Origin of the sequence: Formivibrio citricus (genome assembly GCF_900115065.1) — a bacterium.
Taxonomy (GTDB): domain Bacteria; phylum Pseudomonadota; class Gammaproteobacteria; order Burkholderiales; family Chitinibacteraceae; genus Formivibrio; species Formivibrio citricus.
In genome coordinates, this window is sequence record NZ_FOVE01000007.1 from 1 (window position 1) to 12,929 (window position 12,929).

The 12,929-nt window shown below is 59.6% G+C and carries 12 protein-coding genes; 11 read left to right on the forward strand and 1 reads right to left on the reverse strand.

Going from position 1 to position 12,929, the window contains the following annotated elements; translation table 11 throughout:
- Positions 1-634: pyruvate kinase (locus BMZ36_RS05910; RefSeq protein ID WP_245747789.1), on the reverse strand; the 634-nt coding region annotated here is incomplete at its 3' end.
- Between the two features lie 171 nt (positions 635-805).
- Here BMZ36_RS05910 and cysG point away from each other — a divergent pair.
- The 11 genes from cysG to BMZ36_RS05965 all read left to right on the forward strand — a co-directional run bounded on the left by cysG (position 806) and on the right by BMZ36_RS05965 (position 12,632).
- Positions 806-2,209 carry a siroheme synthase CysG gene (gene cysG / locus BMZ36_RS05915; RefSeq protein WP_091192688.1) on the forward strand — a complete coding sequence of 468 codons (1,404 nt, stop codon included), beginning with the start codon at positions 806-808 and terminating at the stop codon, positions 2,207-2,209.
- Between the two features lie 118 nt (positions 2,210-2,327).
- Positions 2,328-2,915, forward strand: coding sequence for a LexA family protein (locus BMZ36_RS05920; protein WP_091193059.1), 588 nt, complete (start codon positions 2,328-2,330; stop codon positions 2,913-2,915).
- 15 nt (positions 2,916-2,930) lie between these two features.
- Positions 2,931-3,758 (forward strand): NADPH-dependent 7-cyano-7-deazaguanine reductase QueF, encoded by an 828-nt coding sequence (gene queF / locus BMZ36_RS05925; RefSeq protein ID WP_091192692.1) that lies wholly within the window; start codon positions 2,931-2,933, stop codon positions 3,756-3,758.
- The gene (msrA, locus tag BMZ36_RS05930; RefSeq protein ID WP_091192695.1) at positions 3,755-4,282 is read left to right on the forward strand and encodes a peptide-methionine (S)-S-oxide reductase MsrA; all 528 of its coding nucleotides are present in this window, start codon (positions 3,755-3,757) and stop codon (positions 4,280-4,282) included. The genes queF and msrA overlap by 4 nt, the downstream gene beginning before the upstream one ends.
- 223 nt (positions 4,283-4,505) lie before the next feature.
- The gene (locus tag BMZ36_RS05935; protein WP_177187799.1) at positions 4,506-6,143 is read left to right on the forward strand and encodes a glycosyltransferase family 39 protein; all 1,638 of its coding nucleotides are present in this window, start codon (positions 4,506-4,508) and stop codon (positions 6,141-6,143) included.
- Positions 6,144-6,156: 13 nt separating this feature from the next.
- Positions 6,157-7,284, forward strand: a complete 1,128-nt coding sequence (locus BMZ36_RS05940; RefSeq protein ID WP_091192699.1) for a DegT/DnrJ/EryC1/StrS family aminotransferase — start codon at positions 6,157-6,159, stop codon at positions 7,282-7,284.
- A 5-nt stretch (positions 7,285-7,289) separates the two neighbouring features.
- Positions 7,290-8,258 carry a glycosyltransferase gene (locus BMZ36_RS05945; protein ID WP_091192702.1) on the forward strand — a complete coding sequence of 323 codons (969 nt, stop codon included), beginning with the start codon at positions 7,290-7,292 and terminating at the stop codon, positions 8,256-8,258.
- Complete coding sequence (locus tag BMZ36_RS05950) at positions 8,255-9,205, forward strand: formyltransferase (protein ID WP_091192705.1); 951 nt, start codon at positions 8,255-8,257, stop codon at positions 9,203-9,205. Before BMZ36_RS05945 ends, BMZ36_RS05950 begins: the two co-directional genes overlap by 4 nt.
- Positions 9,206-9,223: 18 nt before the next feature.
- The gene (locus tag BMZ36_RS05955) at positions 9,224-10,267 is read left to right on the forward strand and encodes a bifunctional UDP-4-keto-pentose/UDP-xylose synthase (RefSeq protein ID WP_091193062.1); all 1,044 of its coding nucleotides are present in this window, start codon (positions 9,224-9,226) and stop codon (positions 10,265-10,267) included.
- An 85-nt stretch (positions 10,268-10,352) separates the two neighbouring features.
- Positions 10,353-10,895: a cytochrome b gene (locus BMZ36_RS05960; protein ID WP_177187800.1), complete on the forward strand. Its 543-nt coding sequence runs from the start codon at positions 10,353-10,355 to the stop codon at positions 10,893-10,895.
- A gap of 237 nt (positions 10,896-11,132) precedes the next feature.
- Positions 11,133-12,632: a DEAD/DEAH box helicase gene (locus BMZ36_RS05965; protein WP_091192710.1), complete on the forward strand. Its 1,500-nt coding sequence runs from the start codon at positions 11,133-11,135 to the stop codon at positions 12,630-12,632.
- Positions 12,633-12,929 lie beyond the last annotated feature (297 nt).

The following is a 12,929-nucleotide window of genomic DNA, read 5'->3' on the forward strand; positions in this document are numbered from 1 at the left end:
TGCCGCCGGCGGCGTGCAGCAGGGTGCGGGCCATGTACATGTCGGCGCCGCTCTTGGGGAAGGAGACGGCCATGTAGTCGGCGCCGAGCTTTGCGCCGGTCTTGATGTCGTCCATGTCCTTGGCGGTGAGCGCCGGGGCGGTGAGGCCGCCGCCCTGGCGGTTGATGCCCTTGTTGTTGGAGAGCACACCGCCAAGCAAGACGGTGGTGAAGACTTCGTGGCCGCGCACGTCGTTGACTTCGAGCTTGATCATGCCGTCGTTGAGCAACAGGATGGCGCCCGGTTCGACGTCGTTGGGCAGCTCCTTGTAATCGAGGCCGACGCGCTCCTGGTTGCCCAGTTCGCACTTCGCATCGAGGATGAACTTGTCGCCCTTGTTGAGCGTGATCTTGCCATGCTCGAACTTGCCGACGCGGATTTTCGGGCCTTGCAGGTCGACCAGCACGGCGACGGGGCGGCCCAGGTTGCGGGCAATCTCGCGGACCAGGTTGGCGCGGGCAATGTGGTCTTCGGCAGTGCCGTGCGAGAAGTTGAGGCGGACGACGTTCACACCCGCATTGAGCAGTTGCTCGATCGTGACGGGATCACTGGACGACGGGCCCAAGGTGGCGACAATTTTGGTGCTGCGGATCATGAGGAACACTCCTGCTCTTTGTTGGCACGCATGCCATTGCGTACGATCCGGCATTGTAAAACGATGCCATGCATGACGACAGATATACATTTACTTAGCTCGATAAAATACAAGCACCCTCATTTATCCGCCGTAAAATACACAAAACACTTCACACGAACAGGCAACCGCGTGGATTACTTTCCCCTCTTTCTCGACCTCAAAGACCAACCCTGCCTGATCGTGGGCGGAGGCGAAGTGGCGGCGCGCAAGGCAAGGCTGCTGCTGGACAACGGGGCACACCTCACCGTAGTCGCTCCGGAGCTTTGCAACGAATTTTCTTGCTTGCCCGCCGGCAACAAATTGCTTCACTTGCAACGCAGCTATGCCGCTGGCGATGAAACCGGCATGCGCCTTGCCATCGCTGCCACCAACGATGCAACGGTCAATGCACTGGTTCACGAACGCTGCGAAGCCCGCGGCATTCTGGTCAATGTCGTCGACCATCCGGAGAAATGCCGCTTCATCCTCCCCGCCGTCGTGGACCGCTCGCCGCTGGTCATCGCCGTTTCCAGCGGCGGACACGCGCCAGTGCTGGCCCGCCTCCTGCGCGCCAGGATCGAAGCCTGGCTGCCGCACGGCTACGGCGTACTGGCCCGACTGGCCGGCGCGTTGCGCGACCGGGTCAAAACCCGCTTTGCCTCAGACATCCGCGCCCGGCGCCGGTTCTGGGAAACGGCACTGGAAGGCCCCGCTGCGGAAAAAGCACTGACCGGCGACGAGACAGGCGCACGCGCAGCGCTGGAAGCCGCACTTGACGATGCATCGCAAGAAAGCCTGCAACAGGGCGCTGTCTACCTGGTTGGCGCGGGCCCGGGCAACCCCGACCTGCTGACCTTTCGCGCCCTGCGCCTGATGCAGAAGGCCGATGTCGTGCTTTATGACAACCTGGTTTCACCAGCGATCCTGGATCTGGTGCGCCGCGAAGCCGAGCGGCTGTACGTCGGCAAGAAAGCCAGCAATCACGCATTACCGCAAGAGGAAATCAATCATCTGCTCGTGCGGCTCGCCCGCGAAGGGAAGACCGTGCTGCGACTCAAGGGCGGCGACCCCTTCATCTTCGGTCGCGGCGGCGAGGAAATCGACGAACTGGCCGCAAACGGCATTCCCTTTGAGGTCGTACCCGGCATCACGTCGGCTGCCGGCGCTTCGTGCTACGCCGGCATTCCGCTGACCCACCGCGACTACGCGCAATCGGTGACCTTTGTGACCGGACATCGCCAGAAGGGCGAAACCGAACTCGACTGGGCACGACTGACCAGCCCGACGGAAACACTAGTGGTCTACATGGGCGTAACCGAAGCGCCGCGCATCTGCGCCCGCCTGATCGAGCACGGACGAAACCCCGATACGCCGGTCGCCATCATCGAAAAGGCCACGACGCCCGAACAGCGCACCTTGACCGGCACGCTATCCACCCTCCCTGACCTGATGAAACGGCACGCTGTCAGGCCGCCAGCGCTCATCATCGTTGGCGACGTTGTCAGGCTGCGCGAAAAACTGGACTGGCAAGCACACGCAAAAATTGATTATTGATTTTTATAATCAACAAGATATTTTAATTTATGAAAGTTGTTTCACGTAAGCAATGCGCTTGACAGCAGAACATTCGTTCACTACCCTAGGCGAACGAATGTTCCAAACGGGGATCGTCATGGCCCACCAGAATCGCGACCAAGAATACCTGGGCAAATTGCAGGATTATTTCAGCCAGTACCGCAACCTGCCTTCCTATGCCGTCATCGGCAACCTTCTGGGCATGGCGTCGAAATCCGCCGTATCCGCACTGGTCAAGCGCCTGACCCTGGCTGGTTACATTGAAATGACTCCAGACAAACGGCTCGCTCCTACCAAACGTTTCTTTGAGCGTGAACTGGCCGATTTTCCCGTTCCCGCCGGTCTGCCCGCAGCCGCCAACGATGCCATGAGCGAATCGCTCACCATCGACGAATACCTGATCCCGCGCCCATCCTCGACCGTCCTCGTCAAGGTCAAGGGCGATTCCATGATCGAAGCCGGCATCCATGACGGCGACATCGCCATCGTCGAAAAACGCCACGCGGCCAGCCTGGGCGACAAGGTCATCGCCATTGTCGATGGCGAATACACGCTCAAAACCCTGGCCAAGGATAAACAAGGCTTTTTGCTGCAACCGGAAAACGCCGACTACGCGCCCATCCGCCCTCAGGAAGGGCTGGAAATCTACGGGGTCATGGTCGGGTTGATCCGCAAATACCGGTAACAGGAATACCCAGACATGAGCGAAGCGCATCTCTCCCCGCTCGGCAAGGCCGTAGCGTACCAGGCCGAATACGATCCCGGCCTGCTGTTCCCGATTCCGCGCATCGGTAAACGAGAGGAAATCGGCGTTCCGGCTGCCCTGCCCTTCATGGGCGTGGACATCTGGAATGCCTACGAACTGTCCTGGCTCAACCCGCGCGGCAAACCGCAGGTGGCGCTGGCCAGCTTCATGTTCCCGGCGGACAGTCCCAACATCGTCGAATCCAAATCGTTCAAGCTCTACCTCAACTCGTTCAACCAGACGCGGCTGGAAAACGAAACCGAACTCAAGAACCGCCTGACACGAGACCTCTCGACCGCTGCTGGCAGCCCTGTCCATGTCGAGATCACCGGGGTCGAGCGCTTCGGCAGCCAGCGTTTTGCGGAGCTGGGCGGCTACTGCATCGACAATCTCGACATCGAGGTCGACACCTATTCACTGGTGCCGGAACTGTTGCGTTGCGATGCCGATCCGGCGCCCATCGAAGAAACGCTGGCTTCCAACCTGCTCAAGTCCAACTGCCTCGTCACCGGCCAGCCCGACTGGGCCAGCGTGCAGATCCGCTATTTCGGCCGCGCCATTAACCGCGAATCGCTGCTGCGCTACCTGATCTCGTTCCGCGAGCACAACGAATTTCACGAACAATGCGTGGAGCGCATTTTCATGGACATCCTGCGCACCTGCCAGCCCATGAAGCTTGCGGTCTACGCCCGCTACACCCGGCGCGGCGGGCTCGACATCAACCCCTGGCGCAGCAACTTCAGCACCTCGCTGCCCGCCAATTTGCGCACCGCCCGGCAATGAGCGAACTTGCTACGCTCGCCGGCGGCTGTTTCTGGTGTCTGGAGGCCGCATTCCAGCGATTGAGCGGCGTGGAATCGGTCCAGTCCGGTTATACAGGCGGTCATATCGATGCGCCCTCCTATCGCCAAGTCTGTACCGGGGATACGGGGCATGCCGAGGCGGTGCAGATCCGCTTTGATCCGGACGTCATCAGCTACGGCCAACTGCTCGACGTGTTTTTCGCCATTCACGACCCGACCACGCTTAACCGCCAAGGCCATGACATCGGCTCGCAATACCGCTCGGCGATTTTTTTTCACAATCAGAAGCAGGAAACCATCGCACACCGGAAAATCGAAGAAATCGCCCGTCTCTGGCCCGATCCGGTCGTAACGGAGGTCGTTCCAGCGACGACCTTCTGGCCCGCCGAGGATTACCACAGCGACTATTTCCGCCAGAACCAGCAGCAGCCCTACTGCGAACTGGTCATCGCACCGAAGATTGCCAAGCTCTTGAAGGACTTTACCGATCTTGTCCATCGTTAAGGAAGCGCTGAACAATTGCTGCGAAGGCGCATGGCGGCGTCGCGCGGCGCTCGAAATCCTCATGTATACCCACATACATTGCGGTTCCTGCGCTCCGGGCTCCTTGCCCTGCGCCTTCTCGCTGACTTGTTCAGCGCTTCCTTGACAGAACCGGAAACCCCGCTGGTTTCGTGAAACTCCAAGCTCCGGTAAAATGCTCCACTTTCCGGACAAGGACTCGTCCATGCCTTTTTCCCCTTCCCGCCGTCAGCTTTGGCTTCTTCTCGCTCTTTTTACCCTGCTCTGGTTCGGCGCACTGGGTTATCGCAAGCTGATCACGCCGGATGAAGGACGCTACGCCACCATTGCCTGGGAAATGGTCACGTCGGGCGACTGGCTCACGCCGCGCCTCAACGGCGTCAAGTATTTTGAGAAGCCGGCGCTGCAATACTGGGCTACGGCGCTGGGTTTCCTGTTTTTCGGGCAATCCGATTTTGTTGCCCGCCTCTGGCCCGCCCTGACCGGTTTTCTAGCGGTCATAGGCCTTTTCTTCACTGGCCGCCGCATCTGGAACGAACAAACCGGGCTGATTGCCGCGCTGCTCCTGGCATGCAATCTCTGGTGGCTCGGCAACGGCCATTTCCTGACGCTAGACATGGGCGTGAGCGCTCTGCTTTGCGGCGCGCTGTGCGGTTTCCTGCTGGCGCAGCACGACGGCGCGAGCGAACGAGAAAACCGCAACGGCATGCTGCTGGCTTGGGGCATGATGGCGCTGGCCGTCCTGCAGAAAGGCTTGATCGGCCTGTTAATTCCCGGATCGGTTCTGGTTCTCTATACCGTTGTCCAGCGCGACTGGCGCCTGTGGACTCGTCTGCATCTCGGCAAGGGCTTGTTGCTGTTCTTCGCCATCACCGCGCCCTGGTTCGTACTGGTTTCGCGCGCCAACCCCGAATTCGCCTGGTTCTTCTTCATTCATGAGCATTTCCTGCGCTTTGCGACCAAGGTGCATCGCCGGGCCGGAGCCTGGTGGTATTTCTTCCCGATCCTGATCGCGGGACTGATGCCGTGGACTTCGCTGCTTCCGCAGGCGCTGTACCAGGGCTGGAAAAAAGAGGCTTCCCGGTTCCAGGTCAATCGTTTCCTATTGATCTGGGCGGTGTTCATCTTTGCCTTCTTTTCGAAATCCAGTTCCAAACTGCCTTCCTACATCCTGCCGATGTTCCCGGCGCTGGCGCTGCTGACAGCGCAGATCATCGGCAAGATGGAACTGCGCAAGCTGCGCTGGCACCTGATTCCCGGTTTCGTATTGGCCTTCGGCCTGCTGATTGCTGCCCCCATCGTTTTCCGCATGGAACAAGGCGGCGGACGCGAAGCTTTGCATCAAACCCTGGCTTATTGGCTGGGAGGTGCAGGCATCATGGCATTGCTGCTGATGGTCGCGGCGTGGATCATGCAGCGTAAAGGCCACTGGCTTGCCGCCCTGACCCTGACCGGGCTCACGGCGCTCGCCGCTGGCCAACTGGCAGCGCTGGGGCACAATGCCTTTGCACTCACCAATTCAAGCTGGTATCTGGTACAGGCGCTCAAGCCGCAAATCGGGCCGAACACCAAGCTGTATGTGTTCCGCGACTACGACCAGACGCTGCCGTTCTATCTGAAGCGCCATCTGCAATTCGTCGAATACCGCGACGAATTCGAATTCGGCCAGAAACAGGAACCGGCCAAGTTCATGGACATACTCTCCTTCGTTCACCAGTGGCAAAGCGACAGCGATGCCGTGCTGATTACCGCCAAGTGGACCAAAGAAGAAATCGTCCGCCTGAAACTGCCGGTTCGCGTCATCTACGAAGACCCGGACCGCACCGTTTACGCCAGAAAATAACAAGAGACACAACATGAGCGATTTCCTGCCCTTTACCCGTCCGAGCATCGACGAAGCCACCATCGAATCGGTGGCCGGCGTCCTGCGCTCGGGCTGGATCACCACCGGCCCCAAGGCCAAGGAATTCGAAACCCGGCTTTCGGAATACCTCGGCGGCCGCCCGGTGCGCGCGTTCAATTCCGGCACCGGAACAATGGAAGTCGCCCTGCGCATCATCGGCCTGCGCCCCGGCGACGAGGTCATCACCACGCCGATGACCTGGGTCGCCACCGCCAACGTGATCCTGAACGCGGGCGGCACCCCGGTACTGGTCGATATCGACCCGGTCACGCGCAACATCGATCTTGAGCAGGTCGAAGCCGCCATCACGCCGCGCACCCGCGCCATCATGCCGGTCGATCTCGCCGGCCTGCCTGTCGACCGCGACCGGCTGTACGCCATTGCCCGCAAGCACGGCCTGCGCGTGATCGAAGATGCCGCCCAGTCTCTGGGCGCCAAGTGGAACGGCCAGCGCATCGGCAGTTTCGGCGACATCTGTTCGTTCTCGTTTCATGCCAACAAGAACCTTACGACCACCGAAGGCGGCGCGCTCGTCGTCAACAACGAGGAAGAAGCCCGGCTGGTCGAGAAATGGCGCCTGCAGGGCGTGACCCGCTTTGCCGATGGCAGCATGGATGTCGACGTTCCGGGCGGCAAATACAACATCACCGACGTCGCCGCTGCAGTCGGCCTCGGGCAACTGCCGCATCTGGACGCTTTCAACGCCCGCCGCCACGAACTCGCCCGAATGTACTTCGAGCAGATCGATCCGGCACTGGGTCTGGAGCTGCCTGTTGCCGATTTTGAGAACACCAACTGGCACATGTTCCAGCCGCTGCTGCCGCTCGCACGCATGGCCATTTCTCGCGGCGAATTCGTGGCACGCATGAAGGAAAAAGGCATAGGCATCGGCGTGCACTACCCGGCCCTGCACCTCTTCACCCTGTACCGCGAGCGCGGCTTCCGGGAAGGGATGTTCCCGCATGCCGAGCACGTTGGCGCGTCAACGGTTACAATTCCGCTTTTCCCGGCCATGCAGGACAGCGACGTCACGCGCGTCTGCACGGCGCTCAAGGATGTGTTGCTGCCGGTACTGAAATAACCAATATGCCCAACAAGACCATACCCCACCCGCTCGTTTCCATTGTCATCCCGGTTTATAACGAAGAAGCTGGCCTGCAGGCCCTGTTCGACCGCCTCTATCCGGCCATGGATGCGCTGAACACATCCTACGAGATCATTTTCATCAACGACGGTAGCCGGGACCGTTCCGCCGCGATCCTCTCCGACCAGTACCACAAGCGCAAGGACGTGACGCGCGTCATCCTGTTCAACGGCAACTTCGGCCAGCATCGCGCCATTCTCGCCGGCTTTGCGCACAGCCGCGGCGAGCGCATCGTCACACTGGACGCCGATTTGCAGAACCCGCCCGAGGACATCGGATCGCTGCTCGCTGAAATGGACAAGGGCCACGATTACGTCGGCTCGATCCGCCGCCAGCGCAACGACAGCCTGTGGCGTCACCTCGCCAGCCGCGCGATGAACCGGCTGCGCGAAAAGCTCACCCGCATCAAGATGACCGACCAGGGCTGCATGATGCGCGCCTACAGCCGCCGCATCATCGACACCATCAACCAGTGTCAGGAAATGCATACTTTCATTCCGGCGCTGGCCTATTCGTTCGCGCAGAATCCGACTGAAGTCGTAGTCGGCCACGAAGAGCGCCATGCCGGCGAATCCAAGTATTCGCTCTACAGCCTGATCCGCCTCAATTTCGACCTGATGACCGGCTTTTCCATCGTGCCATTGCAGATGTTCTCGATGCTGGGGATGCTGGTTTCCTTCTTTGCCGGCCTCCTGGTGGTCTACCTGATCGGGCGCCGCATCATCATCGGACCGGAAGCCGAAGGTCTCTTCACCCTCGAAGCCATCCTGATGTTCCTCATCGGCCTGTCGCTCTTCGGCATCGGCATCCTGGGCGAATACATCGGCCGCATCTACCAGGAAGTCCGCGAACGTCCGCGCTACCTGATTTCCGCCATTCTGCAGGAGCAGGAACTGGACGAACGCCGATGACTACTGCCGTCGTTTTTGCCTATCACAACGTTGGCGTGCGCTGCCTGAAAGTTCTGCTGGCGCAAGGCGTGGACATCAAGCTCATTGTCACGCATGAAGACAACCCCAACGAAAACATCTGGTTTTCCTCGGTCAAGCAAGTAGCGCAGGATTACGGGATTCCGGTCATCACCCCGGACAATCCGAACACACCGGAAATCGAGGCGCAGGTGCGCGCCCTCGCTCCGGATTTCCTGTTCTCCTTCTACTACCGCAACATGCTCAAGGCCCCACTGCTGGAAGCCCCGAGCCGCGGCGCATTCAACATGCACGGTTCGCTGCTACCCAAGTACCGGGGCCGCGTACCGATCAACTGGGCCGTCATCCACGGCGAAACCGAAACCGGCGCCACCTTGCATGTAATGAACGTCAAGCCGGATAATGGCCCCCTTGTCGACCAGCAAGCCGTGCCGATCCTGCCCGACGACACGGCCCAGGAAGTTTTCGACAAGGTGCTGGTCGCGGCGGAAATCTGCCTGCTGCGCGCGCTACCGAAACTGATCAACGGCACTGCGCAATTCATACAGCAGGATTTGAGCCAGGGCGCGTATTTCGGCGGGCGCAAGGCCGAGGACGGCCGGATTGACTGGTGCCAGCCAGCCCGGCAGATCCACAATCTGGTCCGGGCCGTCACCCGCCCCTACCCTGGCGCATTCAGCGATACGCCCATGGGAAGAGTGGTCATCTGGCGAACCCGTGTACTGGCAGAAAGCGGTCACGATTCGCAGCCCTGCCGCCTGCTGGCGAAGGACGACAAATTGCTGGTCCATACAGCAGAAGGCGGCTTGCTGCAAATCCTGGAAGGCAGCATCGGCGAACACCACCTGACAGTGGAAGGCTTGAACAAATATCTGAACGGCGAGCTCATGCTGGCCTGTAATTGCTGCAAACGAATATCCCGAAATTGATAGGAAATGGAAAAAAGCATGAAAAAAGTCCTGATTCTTGGCGTTAACGGCTTCATCGGCCACCACCTGACCAAGCGCATCCTGGAAACCACCGACTGGGAAGTGTTCGGCATGGACATGTACACCAACAAGATCGGTGATCTGTTGGGGCATGAGCGCTTCCATTTCTTCGAAGGCGACATCACCATCAACAAGGAATGGATCGAATACCACGTCAAGAAATGCGACGTGATCCTGCCGCTGGTCGCCATCGCCACGCCGGCCACCTACGTTCAGCAGCCGCTGCGCGTGTTCGAACTCGACTTCGAAGCCAACCTGCCGATCGTGCGCCAGGCGCTCAAATACAAGAAGCACCTTGTCTTCCCGTCCACCTCGGAAGTCTACGGCATGTGCGCTGACGAGGAATTCGATCCGTTCGAATCCCACCTCGTCTACGGCCCGATCAACAAACCGCGCTGGATCTATGCCTGTTCCAAGCAGATGATGGACCGCGTGATCGCTGCCTACGGTCAGCAGGAAGGTCTCAACTACACGCTGTTCCGTCCGTTCAACTGGATCGGACCGGGTCTGGACTCGATCCACACCCCGAAGGAAGGCTCAAGCCGCGTGATTTCGCAATTCCTCGGCCACATCGTCCGCGGCGAAACCATCAAGCTCGTCGACGGCGGCTACCAGAAGCGCTCGTTCTGCTACATCGACGACGGCATCGATGCGCTGATGAAGATCATCGAGAACAAGGACGGCAAGGCTTCCGGCCAGATCTACAACGTCGGCAACCCGGTCAACAACCACTCGGTGCGCGAACTGTCCGACATGATGATGCAACTGGCCAAGCAATATCCGGAGTACAGCGAATCTGCCGCCAAGGTCAATATCGTGGAAACCACATCGGCCGATTACTACGGATCGGGCTATCAGGACGTGAAGAACCGCGTCCCCAAGATCGCCAACACCATGCAGGACCTAGACTGGGCACCGAAAACCACGATGGACCAATGCCTGCGCGGCATCTTCGATGCCTACAAGGATCAGGTCGCCATCGCGCGCGAGCTGGTTGAATAATCCAGTTCAGCATCAAGGCCGGGAACTTCCCGGCCTTTTTTGTATCCCATTCCGATTGCGCCATAAACCAATACGGAAACAGAATATGCTGAAAATCCGCGACCGTTACCATCCGCTGTCCATCTGGCTGCACTGGCTGGTTTTCCTGCTCTTCATCGCGGTCATCGGCGCCATCGAATTGCGCGGTTTCGTTCCGCGCGGCACCCCGCTTCGCTCCACGCTGTTCAACATCCACATCTATTGCGGCCAGCTCGTTTTTATCCTGACCGTGCTTCGGCTGGCGGTACGCACCGCGTATGGCGCACCCGAACCGGGCGGCGACAACCAATTCCTGCTCATGGTCGCCAAACTGGTCCATGCCCTGCTTTACCTGCTGATGGGCTCAATGCTGTTTACCGGCGCGGCCGGCATGATGGCCGGAGAGCGGGAAGTATTCTTTCTGGGAATCGAAGTGCCAGCGTTGATTGCGCCCGATGAAGACCTGCAATTCACCCTGCGCCAATGGCATGAGTGGATCGGGAAATCCATCATCGCACTGGTCGGCCTGCATGCCGCCGCCGCGATCTGGCACCATTTTTTACTCAAGGACGGCTTGCTGCAGCGCATGAATCCGCATCGCAAGCACTGATCAACGCGGGCAATTTTCACCAATAATCATGAAGTTGTTGACTTGTTGCGCCGCATCCGGATAATGCGCGCCTTCTCTGCGTCCACCTTGACGCAGTTTTTTGGTCCACCATCGCCCCTGACCCCTTCCCGCGTGGCTTCTGATCTGCGGATATTCATGGTTAGCGTCGATGACGCGCTCAAGCTTTACCAGACAGACTGGATCGAGCGCCTGTGAATATCTACTGAAGGAAGTAACATGACGCAATCCGCATTTGCGGCGCTGGGCGTTGCCCCGGCTATTGTCTCCATGCTGGAAAGCCAGCAAATCACCGAACCGACTCCGATCCAGGCTGCTGCGATTCCGGAACTGCTCGCCGGCCATGACCTCATGGCTTCGGCCCAGACCGGTACCGGCAAAACTGCCGCATTCCTGCTGCCGTCCCTGACCAAGCTGCTCAAGGAACCGAAGCACCATGGCCGCGGCCCGCGCATTCTGGTTCTTACCCCGACCCGTGAACTGGCCGACCAGGTAGCCAAGGTCGCCAGCGACTTTGCCCGTCGTCTTCCGCGCTGCAAGGTCGCTTGCTTTGTCGGCGGCACACCTTACCCGGTCCAGAACCGCATTCTGTCGCAGCCGCTTGAAGTACTGGTGGCCACCCCTGGCCGCCTCGGCGACCTGATGCGCGGTGGACGCATCGATTTCCGCCGTCTGGAAATGCTCGTGATCGACGAAGCCGACCGCATGCTCGACATGGGTTTCATCGACGAAGTCGAAGCCATCGTTGCTGCGCTGCCGAAAGATCGTCAGACCGCGCTCTTCTCGGCCACGCTGTCCGAATCCGTCCAGGAATTCGCCGCGCCGCTCCTGCGCGCGCCGAAGCTGATCGAACTCGCGCCTTCCACCACGCCGCAACCGCAAATCGACCAAGCCGTGCATTATGCCGACGGCTACGAACACAAACTCAAGCTGACTGCAGCCCTGCTCAAGGAAAACGAAGGCAACCAATCCATCGTCTTCACCGCGACCAAGGCCGATGCCGACGGCGTGGCCGAATGGCTGAAGCTGGAAGGCTTCCGTGCCGCTGCGATGCACGGCGACATGGCCCAGCGCGACCGTCGCCGCACGCTCGAACGCCTGCGCAAGGGCGAAGTCGACATGCTGATCGCCACCGACGTCGCCGCCCGCGGCATCGACGTAGCCGGCATCTCGCTGGTCCTCAACTTCGACCTGCCGAAGTTCGCTGAAGACTACATCCACCGCATCGGTCGTACCGGCCGCGCCGGCCGCACCGGCCGCGCCGTGTCGCTGGTCGGCAAGAACGACTTCCAGCCGCTGTCGCGCATTCGCCGCCTGTACAAGATCAACTTCGATATGCTCGGTCTGCCGGGACTGGAAGCCAACTTCCGTCCGGAACGCAAGGAACGCGATGCTCGTCGCGGCAATGGCCGCTCGTTCGGCGGCAACAAGTCCTTTGGCGGCCAGAAACGTCATGACGGCCGCAACACGGAAAACCGTCACGACCAGCGCAGCTTCGAACTCCGTGGTGAAACCCGCACCTACGACCGCAACGCCGATAACCGTGGCAACACCCGTCAATTCGACAATCGCAGCGAAGTGCGCAGCCACGACCATTCCGCCAGCCCTTATTCGCAGAACAAGCGCTCTGCCGGTCAGGGTTACGGTTCCCGTGGCGGCAACGACAATCGCCGTAGCCAGTCTCGCGACCATTCCGGAAGCCGCGGCTGGGGTAATTAACTGATCCGCAGCAAATAATCTAGCTATCCAACGCCCGGCCTTTAGCCGGGCGTTTTTCATTGTCCCTTGCAGTCTCACGACTTTTCGTCACGATAAAACCGTCAAAAACGGATTTCCGTTTCAACTCCAATCATTACCCCAATAAAAATCATTAAGTTAGCGATTGTTGATCAAGTCATTTTCTTGGCACGGCTATTGCGTTTACAGACAACGGAAATCGCGTATCCACCAAATAAAACTGGAATGCCGGTTTTCATCAAACAGAGCGGCAAAACCGCCACGACAGGCATGGAGCAG